The organism is Chryseobacterium sp. Y16C, from assembly GCF_022488405.1.
Taxonomy (GTDB): Bacteria; Bacteroidota; Bacteroidia; order Flavobacteriales; family Weeksellaceae; genus Chryseobacterium; species Chryseobacterium geocarposphaerae.
Genome location: NZ_CP092711.1, coordinates 2,435,111 through 2,460,476, shown reverse-complemented (window position 1 = coordinate 2,460,476; position 25,366 = coordinate 2,435,111). Strand labels below are relative to the sequence as shown.

Here is a 25,366-nt window from a genome sequence, read left to right as displayed (position 1 = left end):
ATTCATAAAAAAAGCACCTTTTTCAGATGCTTGTGTTTTTTTAAGTATTCTTTTAAACTTCGTCGTCAGAATCTATAGTGTATGATTTGCTTTTGAAGTCTTTATCATGTTTTTCTGAAATTACATCCTCACCCTTTTCGTTAATGATGAAATCTGTGGACTCATTAAACATCTCCTGAAAACTTTTAAAATCTTCTTTGTAAAGATAAATTTTATGCTTCTCGAATGTTGCTTCTCCATTCTCTCCGAAGTTCTTCTTACTTTCGGTGATCGTAAGATAATAATCTCCTGCTTTCGTCTCGCGCACATCAAAGAAATAAGTTCTTCTCCCTGCTTTTAACACCTTAGTGAAAATTTCATTTTCATGGCGTTCCTTGTATTCACTCATTGTTAGATATTTTTTAATCTTGTTAAGAACAAATATAAAAGTTTTCTTTTAATCACAAAATTTTTTTTATGATTTATTTAACAATTGGGAATGAAATGGCTAAGCGGTTACAGAATTTGCAATTTCGGTAAGATTAATAATTTTATCGGCTTTTTGTGCGCTAGACTCTCTATGTGTGATAATTATGGAGGTCGCGTTGCTGATTTTCCTGTCGATATTTTCTAAAATATTCTGCTCTGTTTCGGTGTCTAAAGCAGACAAAGAATCGTCAAAAATGATAATATTGGGGTCTTTAATTAAGGCTCTGGCAATACAAATTCTTTGTTTTTGTCCTCCCGAAAGCATCACTCCGCGTTCACCAACCATAGTTTTATACTGATCTTTAAATTCTATGATATTTTTATCAACATCAGCAATTTTAGCATATTCAACTATTTTTTTATGAGACGGATTATCTGTGGCAAAGCCAATATTGTTTTCAATAGAATCTGAGAAGAGATAGCTTTCCTGGGGAATATAACCTATGAAATTCCTGTAGTTTTCCAGGTTGTGTTCTTTGAGATTTTTTCCGTCAATTAAAATTTCACCTTCAGTAGGATCAATTAATCTGCACAACAATAATGCTATAGTAGATTTTCCGCTTCCTGTTTTTCCCATAATTGCTAAGGACTCTCCTGCTTTTACTGTAAAGCTTAAAGTTTCTAACGCTTTGATTCCTGTATTTGGGTAAACATAAGAAACGTTTCTGAACTCAATATCTCCTTTAATAGGATAAGTTTCAAAATTAGTATTGATAATTTCGGACTTTTTATCCATGAATTCATTAATTCTCTGCATGGAAGCTTCCGCACGCTGATTAACTGAAGTTACCCAGCCTACCATAGAAAATGGGAAAATCAAGGTATTGATATACATGAAGAAGTCAGCAATTTTACCGATGCTTAGTTGACCGTCAATATATTTCTGCCCCCCAATTAAAATAATGGCAACATTGAGCAACCCAATTACAAATAAAATGATCGTAAAGAAGTATGCTTCCGTTTTTGCTAAATCAAGGGCCTTATTTTGGTAGTCGGTAACTTTTACACCATAATTTCTTTCAATGTATTTTTCTTTGGCAAAAAATTTCACCACACGAATTCCTGAAAAGCTGTCCTGAACAAACGTTGAAATAGCAGACTGGCTTTTCTGCATAATTTTCGACTTCTTGTTGATAATTGAACTTACTTTATATATGGCATAGGATAGAATTGGGAGAGGCAGCAATGTCCACATTGTCATGGATGCGTCTGTTTTTACCATATATACAGCGGTGATAATAACAAGAACAATTAAGTTTGCTACATACATTACCCCCGGTCCTAAATACATTCTTACCGCAACAACGTCTTCACTTAATCTGTTCATTAAGTCCCCGATGGTTGTTTGTTTATAATCTGTTAAAGATAAATCCTGATAATGTCTGTAGATTTTATTTTTAAGTTCATATTCAATTCTTCTGGACGCCACAATAATGGTCTGGCGCATCATGAAGGTGAAAAAACCTGTTAATAACGAACAGCCTACGATAATGGCAACATAAATCAGAACCTGCTGATTGAAACCGAGATTGCCGTTTTTGGTAAGTTCATCTACCGATTTACCTACAAACTGGACTTTATATATATTAAAAAAATTACTGGCAATGATAAATAGGACTCCCCAAAATAAAAGTATTTTGTGTTTCCAAAAATAGGGGTTTAAGGTTTTCAGCGCTTTCATAAAGTTTTACAAAATTACAAAAATGTCATCAGACTACGAATTTCATAAATTTTAAATTTTGTATCTTTGCACTCATTAAAAGCTCTTTGAATGTTAGGAAGAAGACAAATCCGTGAAAAAGTAGTACAGACTGTGTATTCATATTACCAGAACCCTGTAAAGTTTGATGTATTAGAGAAAAATATGTTTTCTGGAATAGAGAAAATCTATTACTTGTACATCTATCAACTGAATTTTTTGGTTGCTTTAAAAGAACTGGCAGAGAACCAGATTGAGATTGGTAAGAATAAATACATTAAATCCGAGTCTGATATCAATCCTAATCAAAAATTCATCAACAATCAAGTTTTAATTAAGTTAGAGGAAAATCCTGAGAGATTATTTTTCACAGGGCAGCATAAGCAATTGAAATGGGATTTGCATGATGATTTATTGGTGAAAACTTTCCAGAGAATTACTGCAGGGAAGCGTTATCAGGATTTTATGAAGGAAGAAGGGTATTCTTTTGAGGAAGATCAGAAGTTCATTGGTAAATTATTTTTAAGATATATTGCTGAAAATGATGATTTCCACGATTATCTCGGAGATAAGGAACTTTCCTGGTATGATGATATCCACATTGCCAATTCGATGGTACAAAAAACAATTGGTTTCCTGAAAGAAGATGAAGAAAGCAGAACGTTGATCAAAATGATCAAAGATGAAGAGGATAAGACTTTCGCGATGAAACTATTGAGAAATACATTGGATAGTTGGGAAAATAATGAAAAGAAACTGGAAGAAAGACTGGAAAACTGGGATTTGGAAAGGGTTTCTTTGATGGATAAAGTGATTTTGTCTACAGCTATTGCGGAATTGGATAACTTTCCTTTTACACCTTCAAAAGTTATTATCAATGAATATATTGAGATTGCGAAAGTATTTGCAACTGACCGATCCAATATATTTATTAATGGAATTTTAGATAAATATTGTAAAGATCAAAATAGAATTTAACATGAAAAAGACATTATCCATTATCGCTTTGTCAATTATAGGCTTTGGTTTGGTTTCCTGTAAAAAAGAAAATAAAGAAACTCAGGCAGCAGATGCTGTAGCTACTGATTCTACTGCTACAACTACAACTCCTACAGATTCTTCTACGGTAGCTCCGGTTTCTGCTGAAACGGCAACTCCGGCTCCAGCTTCAAACCAACCGTTAACTACAATTGCTCTATCTGAAAGCAATTTTGACTTCGGAAAGATTAAAAAAGGAGATAAAGTAGAACATGTATATGAAATTACAAATACCGGAACAAATCCATTAGTAATTTCTGAGGTAAAACCGGGATGTGGATGTACAGCCCCTGATTTTACAAAAGAACCGATTTTGCCGGGTAAAAAAGGAAAAATTACATTGCATTTTGATTCTACCAACTTTGACGGAGCAGTCAATAAATATGCTGACGTTTTTGCGAACGTAGAAAAAGCTCCTATTAAATTAACATTCACAGCGAATATTCAACCATAATATCATGAGTTTACTATCAATTTTTTTACAGGCTCAACCAGGTGGAGGAGGAAACATGATGATTATAATGGGGGTTATGATGGTTGGTTTTTTCCTTTTAATTATCCTTCCTCAGCAAAGGAAGCAGAAAAAAGAAAAAATCTTTCAGGAAAATTTAAAAGTGGGAAGCAGAGTCGTACTTACTTCAGGTCTTCATGGAAGAATTGCTCAGGTTCAGGACGATGGTTATGTTATTGAAACATTATCAGGGAAACTTAAATTTGAAAAAGCTGCCATTTCTAAGGATCTGACAGAAGCTCGTTTCGGAGATAAAGCTAAAGCTGCTGAAAAAACGACCGACAAAAAAGAAACTGAAGAGAAAAATTAATTCTCTTGATTGAAAAATATTTCGTTTCGGCGGGGTGAGCTTTGCTCACCCCGCCGAAACTTTTTATATAATTATTAAGAAATATATACAAAACCTTCATCCGGATGTGAGATGGCTCTATTCTGCCTGAAGTCCTTATTTTTCACTGTCATTCTGAACGAAGCGTAGCGCAGTGAAGAATCTTTACAACTATACAATAGATTTCTCCTTCGTCGAAATGACACCATTTCAGGCAAGTTTTCATGTTTGTGTTATTTGTGGTTTAATTTATCTTTGCCTAATGAATCAAAACACAAATAAAACTGTTCTCATTCTAGGTGCAAACTCCGACGTTGCCAAAGAATGTATCAAACAATACGTTAAAAAAGGGTTTTTTGTAATAGCGGCTTCCAGAAATATGGATTCTCTGAGAGATTTCGCTGCTGAAAATCGTTTTGATTCAAAGGTGACCATTCTGTATTTTGATTCTCATCAGAAATTTTACGATGAGCTCCCGGTAAAACCTCAAATTGTTGTGTATGCAGCAGGGTTTTTAGTTAATAATGAAAAAGCTTTGACAGATTTTAAAGGGGTTCAACAAATGATGTTGGTGAACTATATGGGAGCTGTTTCTATTCTGAATATTATCGCAACGGATATAGATAATAAAAATTTAGAGAGAATTATCGGATTATCTTCGCTTTCCGGGGTAAGAGGCCGGAAGAGTAATTTTGTGTATGGAAGCACAAAAGCAGCTTTTACGACTTATCTGGCTGGATTGAGACAGGAATTGGCTTCGAGAAATATAAAAGTAAATGCGCTGGTAATTGGATACATCAGAACCAAAATTAATAAAGGGTTACAACTGAATGAATCTTTAATAATGGAACCTGATTATGTCGCAAAATTCATTGTGAACGCAGGGAATTCTTTTACCATTGTTCCTAATTTTAAATGGAAGATGATTTATTTGATTTTAAAAATGTTGCCGGAAAATTTGGTGGCGAAGTTGCCTTAATTATTTTTTAGGTTTAGCTTTATTTTTCAAAAAGGTTAAAATATCTTGATATTGTTCAGTTTCTTCTTCGTCAACTAAATAAGTGAATTGAGTTCCCATATCCATATTAATAACAATAGTTTTTCCGGAAATATTATAGGTGATTTTTTTCCAAATGCTTCTTATGTCATATTGCTCACTTTTAATATAGAAAGAGTTTTCATCAAAATAAAGTTCTGTTATCGGGTTGAACTTTTTAAGCTCATCAATATGTTTGTTGAGTTTAGAAATATAATTTGCTTTATTAAAATAAAAGATAATTATATACAATAAACCGGTAACTATTAGGAAAGTGCCTAAAAATGATAAAAAATCTACCCGGCTTCTATTAGCTTTGAAAATGCTATCAATTAGAGTTAAAAATAATGTAATAAATAGAAAGTATTTTAGTATTGAAGGAAGTTTTTTCTTCCAAGAATAGTAATAATAATTTTCAAGTTGTTTTCTTATGATTTTTTCATTAAAATTTATTAAGACTTTCAGAGAGTTTTCCATTTTGGTTATTTTGGGCAAAAGTATAGAAATTACTCTACATTTGACACTAATTATATGCTACTTTTCTTCGGCTTAAGTTTTGAGAAATGAGTAGTTTTACTTATAAAACACTATCTATTTAAATAAAAAAGCGGAGAAAAATCTCCGCCTTAAAATTTATGCTTTTAAATTCAATTGTAATTCCAGTTCATCAAGTTGCTCATTCGCAATAGCTGCAGGTGCATCAATCATCACATCACGTCCCGAATTGTTTTTAGGGAAAGCAATATAATCTCTGATCACTTCGTTTCCGTCAAGAATGGCTACTAAACGGTCAAACCCAAAAGCCAAACCACCGTGAGGGGGAGCTCCGTATTTGAAGGCATTCATTAAAAACCCGAACTGAGCTTCTGCTTCTTCTTTTGAAAAACCTAGTAAATCGAACATTTTAGACTGAAGATATTTATCGAAAATTCTGATAGAACCTCCTCCGATTTCGTTTCCGTTCAAAACCATATCATACGCATTAGCTCTTGCTTTTCCAGGATCTGTTTCTAATAAATGAATATCTTCAGGTTTTGGAGACGTGAAAGGGTGGTGCATCGCATGGTAACGTCCGCTTTCTTCATCAAATTCCAATAACGGGAAGTCAATTACCCAAAGTGGCGCGAATTCGTTTCCTTTTCTTAATCCTAAACGGTTTCCTAGCTCCATTCTCAATGCAGAAAGCTGAGTTCTTACTTTGTGCTCGCTTCCGGAAAGAATCAGCATTAAATCGCCTTCTTTTGCTCCGAATTTTTCAATGATTTTTGCTAGATCTTCCTCGTTATAGAATTTATTTACAGAAGAAGTCTTTACCCCGTCATTTTGGAATTTAACCCAAACCATTCCTGAAGCTCCGATCTGTGGTCTTTTTACCCAGTCAACAAGCTCGTCAATTTGTTTTCTTGTGTAGTCTGCGCATCCTTCAACATTGATTCCGACAACCAGTTCTGCTTCGTCAAATATTTTGAAATCTTTTCCTTTTACCAAGTCGTTTAATTCAACGAATTCCATTCCGAAACGGATATCCGGTTTGTCGTTTCCGTATTTCTGCATCGCGTCAGCAAACGTCATTCTCGGGAAATCTCCGAATTCCTGACCAGTGATGTCTTTCAATAAGGTTTTTGTCATTCCTTCAAAAACATTCATTACATCTTCCTGCTCTACGAATGCCATTTCACAGTCGATTTGTGTGAATTCCGGCTGTCTGTCGGCTCTTAAGTCCTCATCACGAAAGCATTTTACGATCTGGAAATATTTATCCATTCCACCTACCATCAATAATTGTTTGAAAGTCTGTGGAGACTGTGGCAATGCATAGAATTGTCCAGGATTCATTCTGCTTGGAACTACGAAATCTCTTGCCCCTTCAGGTGTTGATTTGATTAAAACCGGAGTTTCAACCTCAATAAATCCGTTATCTGAAAGATAATTTCTTACTTTCTGTGCCATTTTGTGACGGAAAACCAATTTATCTTTTACAGGATTTCTTCTGATATCTAAATAACGGTATTTCATTCTTAATTCTTCACCGCCGTCCGTTTCATCTTCAATCGTGAAAGGAGGTAGTTGGGATTCATTAAGAACCGTCAATTTTTCAACTAAGATTTCAATTTCTCCTGTTGGAATATTAGGATTTTTGCTTACTCTTTCGATTACTTTTCCTGTAACCTGAATGACGAACTCACGGCCCAGTTTTTTTGCATTTTCCATCAGTTCTATTGTAGAACGCTCTTGGTCAAAAACCAACTGTGTAATTCCGTAACGATCTCGAAGATCTATCCAAATCATAAATCCTTTATCACGGATAGTTTGTACCCATCCTGAAAGTGTAACTTCTTCATTAAGATGTTGAAGAGATAATTCTCCGTTTGTGTGCGATCGAAACATAATTATTTGTTTAAAGTTCAAGGTTTAAGGCCAATATTTTGAGCCTTTATTTTCCGTTTGCAAAGATAAGATTTTTGAAGGTTTTAGAAACAAAAAAACTCCCTTTCGGAAGTTTTTGAATATTGAAATATAAAAATAAATGAGTTTGATGTTGGATTTAGTATTTGAATTTTGTGTTTTTTATTGATAGTTATTAGCTTTTGATCCATTCCACGGCTTTGTCTAGAACTTCGTCTTTATTATTTTTAATTCCGTCTATGGTAGGTTTTACTTCTACATCCGGAACAATTCCAATTCTTTGGGTTTCTGTTCCGTCCGGATAATAAACTCCGATTCCGCTGATCATTGTTGAAATATTTCCGGGAAGCATGATCTTGGAAACATTTCCGTCAGCTCCTGCGGTTGTGGAACCAAAAACTTTCGCATTGGGCGCTGTTCTGAATGCCATTGTGTGGTATTCTGCACTACTTTGGGTAGTTTCATTGATCAAAATCGCTATTTTTCCTTTGTAAGCATCGTTTCCGCTTCCGGGAATCTTCAGACTGGGTGTAAAAGTGAAAAGTCCGGGTTGACTATTGTTTGTATTGCTGAATTTCACAAATTCTGTAGGATCCGGTTTTAATAATTTGCTCATTGTGAAAACAACAAAATCGGATGGATAGTTTCTGAAGTCGATAACGAGTCCCTTTGTGTTTTTAATTTTGTCAAAGACCTCAGAAAGCTTATCCGAATTCACACTTCCCATATAGACATACGCTACATCATGGTCATGCATTTTGAAGAACTCTTTGTCTTCATTCTTTATTTTTAAATCAGAGTAAGTGTAGGTTTTTATTATTTTTTCTTCTGTTTTGCCGTTTCTGATAATTTTAATAGCAATTGTTTCGGCATTGCTTCTCAATAATTTTTTTGAAATATCCCTTAGCTGTGTTGGGTAATTGGATGCAGGTAAATATATCAAAGTATTTTTAACGATATTATCTACATTTTCACCATTGATTTCAGTAATTACATCACCTTTTTGTAATCCTGTTTCTTCGCCTAAGCTGTCATTATAAAAATCTTTGACAACAGCTTTATTTTCTGCAAAGGTTAATAAAACTGGGGCATATCTTTCTCCGAAATATTTCTTTAAGGCTTCGTTATTTCCCCATATTCCTGCATGTGTATCATGGATTCTTCCAATGATTTCCAATGAAACAAGAGTGTATTCTGTTTCATTTTTAGCATTGATGAACTTTGGGATAAATTCTGCTAAAATACCTTTCCAGTCTTCGTCAATAAGATTTTTATAAGGAAAATAATATTGAATAATATTCCAATATCTGTAGAGAGAAAGTAAACGAAAACCTTCATCGGGATAATTCATTTGGGTATAAGGATTTTCATTTTTAAAATCCGGATTTCCTACCTGAGCAAAAAAATCTACATAATAATTCACTGCTGGCCTTTTTGCATCCTTTAATTCTAAAAGCTGGTTAGTCAGTTCTTTTGAAAAACCTGAATTAGTGATCCAGTCGAGATCCGGTCTTAATTTTACATCTTTTGGTTCTTTATTTTTAGCCGTTTGATAAGTTCCCAGATTTTTGATCCAATTGGATAAGATTTGATCCCTCTGATCTGCAGTAGCATTAGCAATTTTGGGATAAATTCTGAATAATTCATAATCCCAATTGATATTTCCTCCCGCTACTTTTGGATGGTAATATTTCAGGTAACCCCAAATTAGACCGAGATTTCTAAGGTTGTCAAGATTGTTTTTATCCAAAGAGATGTTGCTGATTTTAGAACCATTATCGAATTCTTTATCCAGTTCTACTTTTGTCAGTTCCTTTTCAAAAATTTTAGCATTTTCAATATCTTTTCCGTCAATAGAAAGCTTTAGATTATCTATCCACATTTTTCCTTTTCCGGTAAGAAGTGCTCCGATTACGATTTTCTGGGTGTTTTTAGGCGACATTTCTAGGGTGATCTCGTATTTTTTCCAGGGAGTTGTTCCGGTTATCCCTGTTTTATGCATATTGTCAAAAGCAACTTCAGGATCAATCCTCATCCAGAGTCCTGCAAAGCCATCCGAAACATTTTCGGTCCTGATATAGCCGGAAAGCGTAATCTTTTTTCCGGCATAGTTTTCGGGAAGAGTGTAAATTAATGCTTTAAAGCCGGTCTTTTCAGCATCAATAAGAACAGAATTTTTTCCCTCCTGCTTTTCTTTGGTGTCTGTGAAAACCTTTGCAGAGCCATCTCCAACAATTTTCCAGATTTTCGGAAGATTGTTTTCTACACTTTCAAAATTCAGGTTTTCGATTTTATTTTGAGCAAAGGAAGTAATGCCCAAAAGCAATAATGGGATTGTTGTGAAAAACTTTTTCATGATTGATTAAATTTTTTCCAAATCTAGTGAGTTAGATTAGGGTGTTTGTGATTTGAAATGAGTTTTAAAATATTTTATAATAGAAATTGTGTTTTTAACAGATTATTTTAAATTAAATTCTTAATAAATATTAATCTTTTACGTACTCAAGGATATCGCCCGGCTGACAATCCAGCGCCTTACAAATAGCTTCCAGTGTAGAAAGTTTAACCGCTTTTGCTTTTCCGGTTTTTAAAATCGAAAGGTTTGCCTGTGTAATCCCTATTTTTTCTGCCAATTCCTGTGACTGCATTTTTCGTTTGGCGAGCATTACGTCTACATTAATGATAATAGGCATGGCTTAAATTGTTAAATCGTTTTCAGTCTGCAAAGCTAGTCCCTTTTTGAAAAATTCAACAATAAAGAGAATAATGATCCCAAAAAAAGCAAAAAAGAAGTAGGTCAATAAGGTATACACAGAATTCATTTTAAAATAGAAAAATTCGAAAATTCCGGCTGCTCCGATGATAAGGTTCAGAAAGCAAAATCGTTTGAGCCACTTTATTGCATTTTGATTGAAAATCTGATCCGCACTCATTTCTTTAAAGCATCTATAAGAGAAAAAGAAAAATAAGCTCAGGAAAATCATGCCCAGGATATTATGAATGATCTGATTGGGAGCATAGACTCCGGTTACCATCTGAATGTCAGAAAAAGGGTAATTGATTTTGAACTTTAACAGGTTCTCCATCGGAATTGTCCACTTGTTTTTTGACCATCCGACATCGTTTGCCAACACAAAAGTATCTGATAATATTGCGCTTCCGGTTTTGTATTTATAAAACAAAATACCATGACCGATAATTTCGTACACAAGGTTAAAAGCAATAATGATGAACAAAACAAAAAGCAGGTAGCTGATGTATTGTGATAAGGAGTTTTTGCCGATAATTTTCATAGTGTTGAGCATTTAAATTGTTAAATCACTTTCATTTTGCAAGTCAACGGCTCTTTTATAAACCTGTGCGATGATATAAACTACACCTGAAACTAAAAAGAACTGTAAGCTTTTACTGTTTAAATCCGCTGATATATTGAGGTTTCCATGAATCAGTTCATTGCCTATATTGACGAAGAAAGATAGGCTGCCAATTAACAAAGCCAGTTTGGCAATCTTGGAGATTAAAAAGTATATTCCGGTAGAAAAAGTACTATTGAGACTGATCTTTTTAAGGATTTTAATGACCGTTAAAAAAAAGACAAGCTGCAAAAGACCTTCAAGGATGGAATACCCTAAAATAAAAATTGATTTTAATTTTCCCAGCGACTGTATATCTTTTATTTTTCCGCTGAAAAGGGTAATGCTAATCTTTATTTCTTTTAAACTGCCCATATCAATTCCGAAAATGGTAAAAAAGAAAATAAGGACTAATATAGATATTGCAATACCTAAAATAAATGTGAATATCCAAAAGAAAATTTTTAGAATTTCAAGTATGAAATCTGAATTTAGCTTCATGTGTCAACTGTTTTATTATTGCAAATATATAAATATTTATTGTAAAACAATAAGTATTTATTGAATTTATTTCCTGGGGATAAAAATATAATTGATTGGACTGTTGGAAATCTTTTCATATGCGAAGTTGTAATCATCTGTGAATGTATATTTTTGTTGGAAACTTAAATGATAAAATTGTGAAGAAATATTTTGCTTTTATTAGAAAAGCGTTAAGTGGCGAAGAAATCGATTATACCAAAGCAACCATAAGAAGTGCGGTTCTTCTTTTAGCAATTCCAATGATGCTGGAAATGGCCATGGAATCTGTATTTGCGCTGGTTGATTTGTATTTTGTAGGCCATTTGAAAGAAAGCGGTTATGCAATCCAGACAGTTGGTTTAACAGAATCTGTACTCTCTGTAATGTATTCTATTGCCATCGGGATGAGTATGGCGGCAACGGCAATGGTTGCCAGAAGAATCGGAGAAAAAAATCCTGAACAGGCCTCCAGAAGTGCGGCACAGGTTTTATTGGTTTCGTTCGCTGTAACTTTTATTTTGAGTTTATTCGGAGTAATTTATGCTGAAGAAATCTTAATGCTGATGGGGGCAAAACCTGAAGCGGCCTCTTATGGAAAAGAATTCACAAGAATAATGATGGGAAGTAGTGTGATTATTATGCTCCTGTTTTTAATTAATGGAATTTTCAGAGGCGCAGGAAATGCTGCGATTGCGATGAAATCTCTTTGGATCGCCAATATTGCCAATATTATTTTGTGCCCGGTTCTTATTAAAGGTTTCGGCCCGGTTCCTGCGATGGGATTAACAGGCGCGGCTTTGGCCACAACGATCGGAAGAAGCATAGGGGTGATATATCAGTTGTATCATCTGTTGATTGCAGATACTCAGATCCGTATCCTGATTAATTATTTTAAACCGGATTTTGAAATTATAAAATCTGTCATAAAAATTGCAACCCCGGGAATCTTCCAATTTGTAATTGCTTCCTGTAGCTGGATTTTTTTAGCGCAATTGGTGGCAACTACAGGTCATGAAGATGCTTCTGCGGGTTACCAGACGGCTTTACGGCTCATGATGTTCTTTATGCTTCCGGCTTGGGGGCTGAGTAATGCGGCATCAACCTTAGTGGGGCAAAATATGGGAGCCAACGAAATGGTAAGGGCTGAACAATCCGTGATGAAAACGGTAAAATACAACGTAATTTTTATGTTGACGGTAAGTTTGATATTCTTTCTTTTGAGTGACTTTTTAGTAGGATTTTTTACACAGGAAATAGAAATTAAAAACTATGCTAAAAATGCTTTACATATTATGAGTATCGGATTTATCTTCTACGGAATCGGGATGGTGATGATCAATGCTTTTAACGGAGCGGGAGATACATGGACGCCGACTTGGGTGAATCTTTTTGGGTTCTGGCTATTCCAGATTCCTTTGGCTTATTTTCTTGCAAAATATTCAGGAATGGGACCGAAGGGTGTCTTTATTTCCATCCCCGCTGCTGAAACTTTAATCACAGTTGTTGCGTTTGTTTTGTTTAAAAGAGGAAAGTGGAAGACTGTGAAAGTATAGTTTTATAATAATTTTAACAGCTTATATCTTTGATTTTAAACACATATTTTCTAAATTCGTCATCAATCAACCAAAATTATTACTTATGGGAAAAGGAGACAAAAAATCAAGAAGAGGTAAAATTAATAATGGAAGCTACGGAAAAAGAAGACCAAGAAGAAATTCAAAAGCAACTGTAGTTTCTGGAGACCAATCTAAAAAGTAACAGAAATAAAAAGACCGGGAAATTAATTAGCCCGGTCTTTTTTACTTTATAATTAAAAAATTATTTTCCTCCTAAAAAGCTTCCCAGGATATCCCCTAATCCGCCTCCTTGCTGTTTTTGCTGATTGTTGCCTCCTCCAAGAACACTTCCTAAGATGTCATTCAAAGGATTTCCGGAGGATTGAGATTGCCCACCACCCAAAACACTTCCTAAAATATCATTCAGAGGACTGGATTGTTGCGTTTGGGCCTGGTTGGATGCGTTTCCGAGAATTCCTCCCAAAAGATCACCTAAACCTCCTGCTCCTACATTGTTTTGTTGCTTTTCTTTTCCGATATATCCCATAATTACAGGAGCTAACATTGCCAAAACAGGTCCGATTTTATCAATAGAAATACCGGTATTCTGAGAAAGCTGGTTTTCTACATTTTGCTTATCTCCACCAAAAATGTGATTTAGAATAGAGCCTCCTTCAGATTCTCTGGCTTCCAATTGAGAAGAATCATTAAGGATACTTCCGTCATGGTCTTTATCTAATGCATTGTTTAGTGCTTCAGCTTCTTTAGCATCCTGAGATTTATTTCTCAGGTAAGAAATAACCAATGGAGCGGCTACCGCTAATAGGGCAATAATTTGATTTCTGCTGATTCCGAATTTGTTTTCAGCCTTTTCAGCAACCTGATTGCTGGTGTTTCCCGTAAGTAAATCAAGTAAACTCATTTCGTATGTGATTTTTTAAATGTTGAAATCAAATTTATTAAAAATTCTGAATGAAGAGTTTTTTTATCCTGTAATTATTTAGGTTTTATTTTATGTTAAGCTAGTTCTTTAAAATCGGAACATTAGAACATGCTTCTCCAAACATAAGTGATTTTACAAGAGGTTGTAACTGCTCTACAAGTTCAATATAAGCATTCTCCGGAATTTCTTTGTCTGAGCAGCCTTTAACCAGGACTCTTTTGCCTCTCATTTTATCAAAATCATAGCTTTGGATGGCGTTGTGCATCAAAATAACTTCCAGATCTTCTTTATCACCGAATACGACTTTTTTAGTGACATCGGTAATTTTTGCTGTGATTAAAAAATAAGCCCAAAGAGGAACAATGGCATCGGCAGAATTGTATATATAGACATAAGCATCTCGGTACTCTTCGGGATTAATGGCAGCTACTTTTTCACGGAAATCTTTCTCTTTTAAAATCATTTCCATGTAAAGAAAATCTTTCAAATCGATACCTTTTCTCACTCCTTTCGGAACAAGTGTGGTGAGGTCAAAATTGATTAAACCGCTTTCTGCAACTTTATTTCGTATTTCAAATTCTTCTGACATTTTTATCATTATCTTTGAAACAAATTTACAAATTAAGATAGTACTACGTCTTATTTGTTTTCTATCCTGATCATAGAAACCTCCCATAACTTATTCCGGTATAGAGAAAGTTTAGTTGAAAGGTTGGTAGTGATTGTAAAACATAAAAGATTTCAGAAGTAATGAAATATTATATTATCGCAGGCGAAGCTTCCGGAGATCTACACGGAAGTAATTTAATGAAAGCTTTAAAACAAAAAGATCCTAATGCAGAATTCAGATTTTGGGGAGGAGATCTTATGGAGAAGCAGGGCGGAACATTGGTAAAACATTACCGTGATTTGGCTTTTATGGGGTTTTTGGAAGTTGCGATGAATTTAAGAACCATTTTGAACAATATTAAATTTTGCAAAGAAGATATTAAAAACAATAAGCCTGATGTTTTAATTTTAGTGGATTATCCGGGGTTTAACTTAAGAATCGCAAAGTTTGCAAAAGAACTGGGGATAAAAGTAGTGTATTATATTTCTCCTCAGCTTTGGGCATGGAAAGAAGGAAGAGTAGAGATCATCAAAAAATATGTAGATGAGATGATGGTAATTCTACCTTTTGAAGAAGATTTTTATAAAAAACATAAGGTCCATTCCCATTTTGTGGGGCACCCTTTACTAGATGCAATTTCCACGCTGCAAGAAATCAGTATTGAAGGATTTAAAAAAGAAAACGGATTAAACGAAAAGGAAATCATTGCCCTTCTACCGGGTTCAAGAAAGCAGGAAGTTGAAAAAATGCTTGAAATGATGCTTTCCGTAAGACCGTATTTTAAAGAATATCAGTTTGTCATTGCAGGTGCGCCAAGTCTTCCGAAAGAATTTTATGAAAAATATGTGGATGAAAATGTACATTTTGTCTCGAACAGGACGTATGATTTGTTAAGATGTTCAAAAGCAGCTTTGGTAACTTCGGGAACGGCAACTTTAGAAACAGCTTTGTTAAATGTGCCTGAAGTGGTTTGTTACCGCGGAAGTAAAGTTTCTTATGCCATTGCAAAAAGGTTGGTGAAAAATATTAAATATATTTCTTTGGTCAATCTCATCATGGATCGTGAAGTTGTGAAAGAGCTAATTCAGAATGATTTAAATACTAAAAATCTGGTTGAAGAGCTCAAAAAAATACTAGAAGGCGGGATGAGAGCTGAGGTTCTTAGGGATTATGAATTACTGCGGGAAAAATTGGGTGGAGAAGGAGCAAGTGAAAATGCGGCAGAAGTAATTTTAAAACTTCAATAGTTGTTTTTTGGCTGATTGTTTTTGGAAATCAGCGGTTTGCTTCTTTTTTTTCGTAAAATTTATTAAATTGCTTGTCCAAACACAAATGATTTTGAACAGGCAGCCTCTTTTGATTCTTGTCATTGCTTTTATTCTTGGGATATTTCTGCAAGATATTTTTCCTGTAACTGAAAATGTAATTACAGGAATTATTGTTGTGAGTCTTGTTTTTTTACTTGCCATTTTTTACCGTTCGTATTTTGTTTCTAAAGTAAAGCCTATTTTTCTGATGGCTTCGTTTTTCGGAATTGGAATCTGTTTCCACTATTTCCGGCAGGTTAATGAGAGTACAGAAGCTCCTCAAAAAGAAGATTTTATTGTTTTTAAAATCTCTAAAAAACTGAATTCTACGGAAAAGTATAAGAAATATGAAGCTTTGGTGCAGTCCGGAAAAAACGATGAAAATGCTCTGGTCTATCTTCCGAAAGAATCTGAAGAACTGAATTTTGAAAACTATTATAAGTCGAAAGCTTTCCGGTATGATGTAAAAAAGCCTCAATATGATTTTCAGTTTAATTATGCAAAATACCTTCAGCGAAAAAATATCCGGTCGCAATTTTATCTTCAGGGAGAAATATTATCAAAACACAGATATGATCTTTCTCTAACCGAAAAAATTCAGCAGAAAAGGTTAGATGTCTTACAAAAGATTAATCAATCAAGCCTTTCTTCTAAAAGTCAGGAGTTTTTAAAAGGAATTATTTTAGCGGACCGAACTGAAATTGATGCTGAAACGCTACAGGATTTTAATAAATCGGGATTGGTGCACTTTTTAGCAATCTCCGGAACACATATTGTGGTGATTTTCGGACTATTTTATATAATGTTGATAAAAGTTTTACCTCTTCAGTTCAGAAAATATGCAGTCATTTCCAGTTTGATTTTTATCTGGCTGTTTGCAGCATTTATCGGGTTCGGAAATTCGGTGGTAAGATCGTGTATTATGCTGACTGCTTATTTTATATATGTTTTGCTCCAGCGGAAACCGGATTTGCTGCACTCCCTGGCTTTGTCTGCTTTTATCATTCTAATTAATGATTCCCAGCAGCTTTTCGATGTAGGTTTTCAACTGAGTTTTCTTGCTGTTTTAGGGATTTATTGGTTGAATCAGCCTATTTTAAATTACTTACCAAAAGCCGATAGTTATTTTAAGAAAATGATTTTTAATACGGTGTCAATTTCTCTTTCTGCGCAATTGGCAACATTGCCTTTAGTATTGTTTTATTTTCATCAGTTTTCATTGATTTCTATTTTAGCCAATTTTATTATTGTACCTTTTTCTGAAGCTATTATTATATTTTCATTTGTAGAAACCGCTTTAATTGCGTTCGGGCTGAATCTTTCTTTTATTAACACAATTTATGATTTTACAGTTCAGATATTGCTAAAATTGGTTCATTGGTTTGCGGATATTGATTTCCTTTTTTCGGATAATATAGCGATGAACCTTATAGAAGTTGCATGCTTGTTTATGTTTGTTTATTTGCTCAGATTTTCGATTCTGAAATTTAATGCTAAGAATGCTGTGAGATTGATAATGTGTACGCTGGTTTTTTTAATTCTTAGAACAGGTTTTACTATCTACGAAAACAATAAAGATGAGGTGCTTGTATATGATTTTTATAAGCATAAAGCGTTTTCTGTGAAAAAAGGAAATGAGGCGCATTTTTGGATCGATAAAAAATCAGATAAACAGAAGTTTAAACAATTTATTATCAATCCGTATTGTGCTTCACGAAGGGTGAATGTTACTGCTGTAAAAACCATTCCTGATAATGCTCAAAAGATCATTTATGGCAACAAGATTTATGTCATAAGATAATTGTTAACTATTTTATTTTCTCTTTAATTAATAACGTCTGAAATCTTATTTAGAAAGATTACAAACTGATAAATTGTGAGATTTCTCACTTTTTGATATTGTTAACATTTCATAATTTTGTGGAAATTCAAATTTAAACTTATATGGCAGGTTTAACGAGTTCTACGATAGGTAGAAAATATGCTATGGCATTATCAGCTCTATTTTTGCTGATTTTTCTTATACTGCATTTGACGACCAATTTGTTATCAGTTCTTAACAGGGATGCATTCAATACGGCATCCGATTTTATGGGCTATAATCCTTTTGTGCAGTTCTTAATGCAGCCTGTTCTTGGTTTCGCAGTTATTTTCCATTTTATCATGGGATTTGTTCTTGAAATTAAGAATAATAAGGCGCGTCCTGTAAAGTACGCTTCAAACAATCCTTCTGTGAACTCTTCATGGATGTCTAGAAATATGATTATTTCCGGAGCAGTTGTTTTGGCTTTCTTGGCGCTTCACTTATACGATTTCTGGATACACGAAATGAATTACAAGTATCTGGAAGGAATTGCTCCTGATGCAGAACGTTTCTGGCCAGAGCTTCACGAGAAGTTTGCTGATCTTTGGAGAGTAGCAATTTATGTAATTGCTTTTGTATTGTTGGGTCTGCATTTGGCTCACGGTTTTCAGTCTTCATTCCAGTCGATCGGGGCTAGACATCCAAAATATACTCCGGTAATTAAAGCTTTCGGGAAATGGTATTCAATCCTTATTCCTGCAGGATTTATTTTTATCGCAATTTTTCACTTTGTAACTCAATAATATCAATATACCAATATGAGTAAATTAGATTCAAAAATTCCAGCAGGTCCTCTTAAGGATAAATGGAAAAATCATAAAGACCATATGAACCTTGTTGCACCAAACAACAGAGATAAGATTGATATTATTGTTGTGGGTACAGGTTTGGCAGGCGGTTCTGCTGCAGCTACTTTGGCTGAGCAGGGATATAACGTAAAAGCATTCTGCTATCAGGATTCTCCAAGAAGAGCACACTCTATTGCAGCTCAGGGGGGAATTAACGCTGCTAAAAATTATCAGGGAGACGGTGACTCTACTTACAGATTGTTTTATGACACGATTAAAGGTGGTGACTATAGAGCAAGAGAGGCAAACGTTTACAGATTAGCTGAAGTTTCTGCAAATATTATTGACCAATGCGTTGCTCAGGGAGTTCCTTTCGGACGTGAGTACGGAGGTCAGCTAGATAACCGTTCGTTTGGTGGAGTTCAGGTAAAAAGAACTTTCTACGCAAAAGGACAGACAGGTCAACAGTTATTATTAGGTGCTTATTCTGCAATGAGCCGTCAGATCGGTAAAGGTAGAATTAAAATGTATAACCGTCATGAGATGATGGATCTTGTAATTGTTGATGGAAAAGCAAGAGGAATTATCGCAAGAAACCTTGTAACAGGGGAAATTGAAAGACATTCTGCTCACGCTGTTGTTATTGCTTCAGGAGGTTATGGAAACGTATATTTCCTTTCTACCAATGCAATGGGTTCAAACGTTTCTGCAGCTTGGAAAATTCACAAAAAGGGAGCTTACTTCGCAAACCCTTGCTATGTACAGATTCACCCGACTTGTATTCCGGTTCACGGAACTCAGCAGTCTAAACTTACTTTGATGTCTGAATCATTAAGAAATTCAGGTAGAATCTGGGTTCCTAAGAAAATCGAAGATTCAGTAGCCATCAGAGAAGGGAAATTAAGACCAGAAAATATTAAAGAAGAAGATAGAGATTATTATTTGGAGAGAAGATATCCGGCTTTCGGAAACTTGGTGCCTAGAGACGTTGCCTCAAGAGCTGCTAAGGAAAGATGTGATGCTGGATACGGAATCGAAAATAATGATACAAAAGAAGGTGTTTACCTTGATTTCTCTACAGAGATCATGAAAAAAGGTAGAGAAGCCGCTATCGAAAAACATATCCACAATCCAACCGATCAGCAGATTTATGATTTAGGAAAAGCTTGGGTAGAAGAGAAGTATGGTAACTTATTCGTAATGTATGAAAAAATTACGGCAGATGATCCTTACAAAACTCCGATGAAGATTTATCCTGCAGTTCACTACACAATGGGTGGTGTTTGGGTTGATTACAACTTACAATCTACAATTCCTGGATGTTTTGTAATTGGTGAGGCAAACTTCTCAGATCACGGGGCAAACAGACTGGGAGCTTCTGCATTGATGCAAGGTCTTGCTGACGGATATTTTGTACTTCCTTATACAATTGCTGATTACCTTTCTGCAGATATCAGAACGGGAGCTATTCCTACCAATTCAGCAGCATTTGATGAGGCTGAAAAAGGAATTAAAGATAAAGTTGATTTCTTCTTAAATAATAAAGGAACACATTCAGTAGACCACTTCCACAAGCAATTAGGAAACATTATGTGGAACAAGGTGGGGATGGGTAGAACTCCTGAAGGATTGGCAGAAGCAATCAAAGAAATTGAAGAAGTAAGAAACGACTTCTGGAAAAACGTAAAAGTTCCTGGAGATAATGATGGAATGAACACTGAGCTTGAAAAAGCATTCAGAGTTGCAGATTTCCTAGAACTTGGACAATTAATGGCTATCGATGCATTGCACAGAAATGAGTCTTGTGGAGGACATTTCCGTGAAGACCACTCAACTCCGGACGGAGAAGCGGAAAGAGATGACGTTAATTACAAATACGTCGGAGCTTGGGAATATCAGGGAAGCGATATCAACAAAGAGGTATTGCACAAAGAAGAACTGATATATGACAACATCGAGGTTAAAACTAGAAGTTACAAATAATCTCCAACCTATAAATATAACATTATGAGTGCAAAAAAAGGCTTACATCTTACGCTGAAAATTTGGAGACAAAAAAATAATAAAACTAAAGGTCAGTTTGAGACCTACAAAATATCGGATGTTTCTACAGATTCTTCATTCTTGGAAATGTTGGACATCCTGAACGAAAATCTTATTAACGAAGGAAAAGAGCCTGTAGCTTTCGATCACGACTGTCGTGAAGGAATTTGCGGAATGTGTTCTCTTTACATCAACGGTAGAGCGCACGGTCCGGATACAGGAATCACTACTTGTCAGCTTCACATGAGAATGTTCAAAGACGGTGAAACCATTGTTATTGAACCTTGGAGAAGTGCGGCTTTCCCGGTTATTAAAGATTTAATGGTGGACAGAAGTGCATTCGACAGAGTAATGGCTGCAGGTGGTTTTATTTCGGTGAACACTTCAGGAAATACTTTGGATGCAAATGCAATTCCGGTTCCTAAAGAAGATGCGGACAAAGCAATGGATGCTGCAGCTTGTATCGGATGTGGAGCTTGTGTAGCTACCTGTAAAAATGGTTCTGCAATGCTATTCGTGGGAGCTAAAGTTTCTCAGTATGCTCTTTTACCGCAAGGTAGAATAGAGGCGAAAAGAAGAGTTCTGAACATGGTAAAAGCTATGGACGAAGAAGGATTCGGAAACTGTTCAAATACCGGTGCTTGTGAAGTGGAATGTCCGAAAGGAATTTCTCTTGAAAACATTGCCAGAATGAATAGAGAATATATGGCAGCTCTTGTTGACAGAGGATAAAATTTTATCACATATAAAGAAAAATCGTCACCTTTACAGGATGGCGATTTTTTTATACAATAATTCTTTCAAACATATTTAAACATGAATGTGAATATTTCACCAATAAACAAAACGGTCTTTCGAAAACTTTTTTTATTCGCTTTCTTATTTTGTTCCGGGCTTTGTTTTACACAAAATTTCCAGTTAAAGAAAGATTCAGAACTTGTGAAAAATTACCAGATTGAAATATACGGTCAGGAAAACCAGTTGTTTATATCTGAAAACGGCATTGTTGATATTCCTTTGGAAATCATCAATAAAGCGGAAACCTTTGTGATTATTGATTTAGATAAGAAGATAGACTATCATCTTTATAAAGAAGAGCTGAAAATTACAGACTCTGTTTTATATTTTTCTCAGGGTAAAATTATTGAAACTGTTATTGTTAATAGTAAAAAAGAAGAAGTATTAATAGGTATAGAAGATAAAGGATGGGCTTCACGACTATACATTCGACCGGGTACATCAAGAATGGTTGAGATTCCTGAAAACAAATTATATGTAGGTAAAAAAATAAAGAAAATCAGATACTATTTCAGTGGCGGAAAGCATCCGGTAACCGGAGAAAGGGTTGATAAAAGTGATACAAAAATCATTGCTTTTATGTACACTTGTGAATCGGCGGATTGTAAAAACCCACAATATCTTCTTCCGAAGACGGAGGTGAATTTTACGGGTAGTGGTAAATACTTAGAAATAGATGTTAACCATAGAAATATCATCATTGACGAAACTTTTAAAAATATATATGTAGGATTTGTTTCACTGGGCAGTTTTGTCATTAAAATGAAGAAAGCTAATAAAATAGGTGAAAATAAATGTTATTATGTAGAAGAGGAACGTCAATGGTTTAAACAAGCTACTTACCATTGTCCGGTAATTTTTCTGTCCATAGAATAAGTGTTGCCCTATTCTTTTCCCGAAGAACTGAAATATTAGTTAAATCTTTCATAAAATACCTTAAATAATTGTCTTCAGTTGATTGGAAAAACCTATTTTTGCTACATTATTAAAATCAAAAATGAAAAAATATCTTTTATTGTTTATCATCGCTGTTTTTGCGGTGTCTTGCTCTAAAAAAGTTGAAGTAAAAGGAAAAATTACAGGAGCTTCTCCGTTAGAGAGGATCGAATTTATTGAAGCTTCAGGGGTAGCTACGTTGCCTTTGGCTAATATTGGTGTAAAAAATGACGGAACATTTTCTGGTAGCTTTGAAGCTCCTAAAAATGGAATGTATTTAATCAATTATGCGGGTAAGCAAAATTTAGTATATCTTAAAGGAGGTCAGACTCTTGAAATCTCCGGAAATGGAATGACATTTCCTTCAGAATATGTAATTACCGGTGATGCTAAAAAGAATAACGACTTCTTTATGGCAACTCAAAAATATCTTGGAGAATATGGGCAGAAGGTAAACACTACAATGTCTGAACTGATGACGAAAGATGATAAAGCTTTCGTAGCGGGAGTTCAGAAAATTGAAAAAAACATTAGTGATAATATTGATCAGAATGTTAAAAAATTCAATCCGGATAATGAAATTGTAGAGTGGAAAAAGAATGATCTTTCTGCAACGATACTTTCTATTCTTATGCAGTATGAAATGAGACAGAAGCAGTTCTCAGGAAATCCTTCATTCAAGCCTTCAAAAGTGTTTACAGATTATGAAAACAAGCTTCAGGAGAATAAGGATGTAATGGTAAAAGAAAATCCATTCTACAGACAATATTTATTGACTAAAATTAGCCCTGATTTTCAAAAATATGCTGAAGCTAACAGTAAAGGTAAAACTGACATTACAACTTCTGAACTTTTCTCTCAGTATTTAAAAACGGATAAAAATCTTTCAGATACAGCTAAAGATTATTTATTGGCCTTCGTGATGGCACAATCTGATATTCACCCGGGTACTCCTGCTAAAACTTCAGATAAAATCAAAAAAATCATCGATACTGAAATTAAAGATGCTACCATTAAAGCAGACCTAGCCAAAATTCAGACAGCTGTAATCGGATTAAAAGTAGGAGAAGTTGCTCCTGAAGCATCATTGATCAAACAGGATGGTAAATCATATAAATTGTCAGAAAATAAAGGGAAACCTTATATGTTATGCTTCTATGCATCTTGGAATCCTTATATCGCAGAATCTACAGTACCGGTTTTGAAAGAGGTTGTTAATTTCTACAAATCAAAAATGAATTTTGTTTTTGTAAATGTTGATGACACTAAAGATCAGTTTATTAAAACAAGCAACGCCATGTTCAAAGGAATTCCTGGAACAAATGTGTATGCGGAAGGAGGTTTAAATTCAGATATTGCAAAAAAATACGGGATCTATGGCTTCAAACTTCCAAATTTTGTAATCGTTGATAAAGACGGGAAAATTGCGAGCAGATCTTTCGTAAATCTTGGTGAACAGGAATTGGTAACAATTTTAGATAAGCAAACAGGTTTGTCTGCTCCTAAAGTAGATCCTAATGTTCAGTTACAGCAAGGCGCAGGAATGGATCCGGCAGTAGTAGAGGCTCAGCAGGCTGCTGCACAAAAGCAGGTGCCTCAACCGGCTCAGGCAAAATAAGAAACATTTAATAATATATGAAAACCTTATCTTCGGATAAGGTTTTTTTTATTGTATTTTTGCAAACTGAGACTATACAGTTTCAATAGGAAAATAGAAAATTTTAGAATGAGCAGAAAGAATAAGAAAAATTTAGTTCTTGAAAATATAAAGTTGTTGACTGCGGGAGCAAAGGGGGTTGCTATTGGGAAAACGGAAGAAGGGAAAGCAGTGATGGTAACCGGAGCGATTCCAGGTGATATTGTGAATGTAAAGGTAAAAAAGGCGAAGTCAAAATATTACGAAGGCGAAGCTATAGAAGTTCTTGAAAAATCACCTTACAGAGTTGACCCTAAATGTATTCATTTTGGGGTTTGCGGAGGTTGCAAATGGCAGAATATGAGCTATGAAAAGCAGCTTGATTTCAAGCAGGAAGAAGTTTACAACAACATCAAAAGAATTGGCGGAATTGAAAACTTTGAAACCGTTCCGATTCTGGGTTCGGAAGAACAATATTTTTACAGAAATAAAATGGAGTTTTCGTTCTCGAATGCTCGCTGGCTGACTCAATATGAAATAAGTTCTGAAGAAAACTTTGGCAATAAAGACGCTTTAGGCTTCCATATTCCGGGGATGTGGAGCAAGATTCTTGATCTTAAAGAATGTTTCCTCCAAGAAGATCCTTCCAATCAGATAAGACTTGCGGTAAAGAAATATGCAGTAGATAATGGTTTGGATTTCTTTGATGTCAGAAATCACGAAGGCTTTTTAAGAACCTTAATGATGAGACAGAACTCTAAAGGAGAGTGGATGGTTCTTTTCCAATTGTACAGAGAAGAAAAAGAGAACAGAGAAAAGCTTTTTGAGTTTTTATTAGAAAAATTCCCTCAGATTAAAACCATGGTATATGCGATTAATCCGAAGCCGAATGATTCCATTTATGATCTGGATATCAATGTTTATTTCGGTGAAGGGTATTTAATGGAAGAAATGGATGGATTAAAGTTCAAAATAGGGCCAAAATCATTCTTTCAAACCAATTATAAGCAAGCTCTAGAGTTATACAGAAAAACGCTTGAATTTGCCGACTTAAAAGGAGATGAAGTTGTTTATGACTTATACACAGGGACGGGCACAATTGCACAATATGTGGCAAGAAACGCAAAACAGGTGATCGGTATAGAATCTGTTCAGGAAGCTATTGATGCTGCAATTGAACATGCAGAGCTGAATGGTTTGACCAATACAACATTCTACTGTGGAGATATGAAGGATATTTTCAATGATGAATTCCTTGCCAATCATCCAAAAGCAGATGTTTTGATCACTGATCCACCAAGAGACGGGATGCATCAGAAAGTTGTGGAGCAGATTTTAAAACTTTCTCCGGAGAAAGTGGTGTATGTAAGCTGTAATTCTGCAACCCAGGCAAGAGATCTTGCTTTGATGAAAGAACATTATGATGTCATTAAGATTTTGCCTGTAGACATGTTTCCACAAACTCATCATGTGGAAAATATTGCATTACTTATCAAAAAATAATTACCTACATTTGAAATATTA

General features: G+C 34.8%; 24 protein-coding genes. 14 read left to right on the top strand and 10 right to left on the bottom strand.

Annotated features, from left to right (window positions below; translation table 11 throughout):
- Window positions 1–52 precede the first annotated feature (52 nt).
- Window positions 53–388: a DUF3276 family protein gene (locus MKS83_RS10885; RefSeq protein ID WP_034679055.1), complete on the bottom strand. Its 336-nt coding sequence runs from the start codon at window positions 386–388 to the stop codon at window positions 53–55.
- Window positions 389–487: 99 nt separating this feature from the next.
- Entirely contained in the window at window positions 488–2,149 is a 1,662-nt protein-coding gene (locus MKS83_RS10880) for an ABC transporter ATP-binding protein (protein WP_240579720.1), read from the bottom strand.
- A 90-nt stretch (window positions 2,150–2,239) separates the two neighbouring features.
- Between MKS83_RS10880 and nusB the strand changes: the two genes are divergently transcribed.
- The 4 genes from nusB (at window position 2,240) to MKS83_RS10860 (ending at window position 5,023) form a co-directional block, all read left to right on the top strand.
- Complete coding sequence (gene nusB, locus MKS83_RS10875) at window positions 2,240–3,145, top strand: transcription antitermination factor NusB (RefSeq protein WP_240579719.1); 906 nt, start codon at window positions 2,240–2,242, stop codon at window positions 3,143–3,145.
- 1 nt (window position 3,146) lies between these two features.
- Window positions 3,147–3,659, top strand: coding sequence for a DUF1573 domain-containing protein (locus MKS83_RS10870; RefSeq protein ID WP_240579718.1), 513 nt, complete (start codon window positions 3,147–3,149; stop codon window positions 3,657–3,659).
- 4 nt (window positions 3,660–3,663) lie between these two features.
- Window positions 3,664–4,026 (top strand): preprotein translocase subunit YajC, encoded by a 363-nt coding sequence (yajC, locus tag MKS83_RS10865; RefSeq protein WP_240579717.1) that lies wholly within the window; start codon window positions 3,664–3,666, stop codon window positions 4,024–4,026.
- Between the two features lie 280 nt (window positions 4,027–4,306).
- Complete coding sequence (locus tag MKS83_RS10860; protein WP_240579716.1) at window positions 4,307–5,023, top strand: SDR family NAD(P)-dependent oxidoreductase; 717 nt, start codon at window positions 4,307–4,309, stop codon at window positions 5,021–5,023.
- Here MKS83_RS10860 and MKS83_RS10855 read toward each other — a convergent pair whose 3' ends face one another.
- From MKS83_RS10855 to MKS83_RS10830, 6 genes are all read right to left on the bottom strand, one after another.
- Window positions 5,024–5,557 (bottom strand): hypothetical protein, encoded by a 534-nt coding sequence (locus MKS83_RS10855; RefSeq protein WP_240579715.1) that lies wholly within the window; start codon window positions 5,555–5,557, stop codon window positions 5,024–5,026.
- A gap of 156 nt (window positions 5,558–5,713) precedes the next feature.
- Window positions 5,714–7,468, bottom strand: coding sequence for an aspartate--tRNA ligase (gene aspS / locus MKS83_RS10850; protein ID WP_240579714.1), 1,755 nt, complete (start codon window positions 7,466–7,468; stop codon window positions 5,714–5,716).
- 193 nt (window positions 7,469–7,661) lie between these two features.
- Window positions 7,662–9,842, bottom strand: a complete 2,181-nt coding sequence (locus tag MKS83_RS10845) for a S41 family peptidase (RefSeq protein WP_240579713.1) — start codon at window positions 9,840–9,842, stop codon at window positions 7,662–7,664.
- Between the two features lie 130 nt (window positions 9,843–9,972).
- Window positions 9,973–10,179, bottom strand: coding sequence for a helix-turn-helix domain-containing protein (locus MKS83_RS10840; protein ID WP_039365153.1), 207 nt, complete (start codon window positions 10,177–10,179; stop codon window positions 9,973–9,975).
- A gap of 3 nt (window positions 10,180–10,182) precedes the next feature.
- Window positions 10,183–10,779, bottom strand: coding sequence for a DUF2975 domain-containing protein (locus MKS83_RS10835; protein ID WP_240579712.1), 597 nt, complete (start codon window positions 10,777–10,779; stop codon window positions 10,183–10,185).
- 12 nt (window positions 10,780–10,791) lie between these two features.
- Window positions 10,792–11,340, bottom strand: coding sequence for a DUF2975 domain-containing protein (locus MKS83_RS10830; protein ID WP_240579711.1), 549 nt, complete (start codon window positions 11,338–11,340; stop codon window positions 10,792–10,794).
- 143 nt (window positions 11,341–11,483) lie between these two features.
- On the opposite strand from MKS83_RS10830, the gene MKS83_RS10825 reads away from it, so the two are divergent.
- Both MKS83_RS10825 and MKS83_RS10820 read left to right on the top strand, forming a co-directional pair.
- The gene (locus tag MKS83_RS10825) at window positions 11,484–12,914 is read left to right on the top strand and encodes an MATE family efflux transporter (protein ID WP_240579710.1); all 1,431 of its coding nucleotides are present in this window, start codon (window positions 11,484–11,486) and stop codon (window positions 12,912–12,914) included.
- Window positions 12,915–12,999: 85 nt separating this feature from the next.
- A complete protein-coding gene (locus tag MKS83_RS10820; protein WP_240579709.1) occupies window positions 13,000–13,119 on the top strand; it encodes a 30S ribosomal protein THX in 120 nt (39 codons plus the stop codon).
- A 60-nt stretch (window positions 13,120–13,179) separates the two neighbouring features.
- Here the strand turns inward: MKS83_RS10820 and MKS83_RS10815 are convergent, their stop codons facing one another.
- The gene (locus MKS83_RS10815; RefSeq protein WP_240579708.1) at window positions 13,180–13,839 is read right to left on the bottom strand and encodes a DUF937 domain-containing protein; all 660 of its coding nucleotides are present in this window, start codon (window positions 13,837–13,839) and stop codon (window positions 13,180–13,182) included.
- 100 nt (window positions 13,840–13,939) lie between these two features.
- Entirely contained in the window at window positions 13,940–14,449 is a 510-nt protein-coding gene (locus MKS83_RS10810; protein ID WP_240579707.1) for a DUF2480 family protein, read from the bottom strand.
- A 161-nt stretch (window positions 14,450–14,610) separates the two neighbouring features.
- Between MKS83_RS10810 and lpxB the strand changes: the two genes are divergently transcribed.
- The 8 genes from lpxB (at window position 14,611) to rlmD (ending at window position 25,345) form a co-directional block, all read left to right on the top strand.
- Window positions 14,611–15,717, top strand: coding sequence for a lipid-A-disaccharide synthase (lpxB, locus tag MKS83_RS10805; protein ID WP_240579706.1), 1,107 nt, complete (start codon window positions 14,611–14,613; stop codon window positions 15,715–15,717).
- An 85-nt stretch (window positions 15,718–15,802) separates the two neighbouring features.
- Window positions 15,803–17,578 (top strand): ComEC/Rec2 family competence protein, encoded by a 1,776-nt coding sequence (locus tag MKS83_RS10800; protein WP_240579705.1) that lies wholly within the window; start codon window positions 15,803–15,805, stop codon window positions 17,576–17,578.
- A gap of 143 nt (window positions 17,579–17,721) precedes the next feature.
- Complete coding sequence (locus tag MKS83_RS10795) at window positions 17,722–18,384, top strand: succinate dehydrogenase cytochrome b subunit (RefSeq protein ID WP_100376821.1); 663 nt, start codon at window positions 17,722–17,724, stop codon at window positions 18,382–18,384.
- Window positions 18,385–18,399: 15 nt separating this feature from the next.
- A complete protein-coding gene (locus MKS83_RS10790; protein WP_240579704.1) occupies window positions 18,400–20,412 on the top strand; it encodes a fumarate reductase/succinate dehydrogenase flavoprotein subunit in 2,013 nt (670 codons plus the stop codon).
- A 24-nt stretch (window positions 20,413–20,436) separates the two neighbouring features.
- A complete protein-coding gene (locus MKS83_RS10785) occupies window positions 20,437–21,204 on the top strand; it encodes a succinate dehydrogenase/fumarate reductase iron-sulfur subunit (protein WP_100376819.1) in 768 nt (255 codons plus the stop codon).
- 207 nt (window positions 21,205–21,411) lie between these two features.
- The gene (locus MKS83_RS10780; RefSeq protein ID WP_240579703.1) at window positions 21,412–22,146 is read left to right on the top strand and encodes a hypothetical protein; all 735 of its coding nucleotides are present in this window, start codon (window positions 21,412–21,414) and stop codon (window positions 22,144–22,146) included.
- Window positions 22,147–22,267: 121 nt separating this feature from the next.
- Window positions 22,268–23,824: a TlpA family protein disulfide reductase gene (locus tag MKS83_RS10775; RefSeq protein WP_240583163.1), complete on the top strand. Its 1,557-nt coding sequence runs from the start codon at window positions 22,268–22,270 to the stop codon at window positions 23,822–23,824.
- 108 nt (window positions 23,825–23,932) lie between these two features.
- Window positions 23,933–25,345 (top strand): 23S rRNA (uracil(1939)-C(5))-methyltransferase RlmD, encoded by a 1,413-nt coding sequence (gene rlmD / locus MKS83_RS10770; RefSeq protein ID WP_240583162.1) that lies wholly within the window; start codon window positions 23,933–23,935, stop codon window positions 25,343–25,345.
- Window positions 25,346–25,366 lie beyond the last annotated feature (21 nt).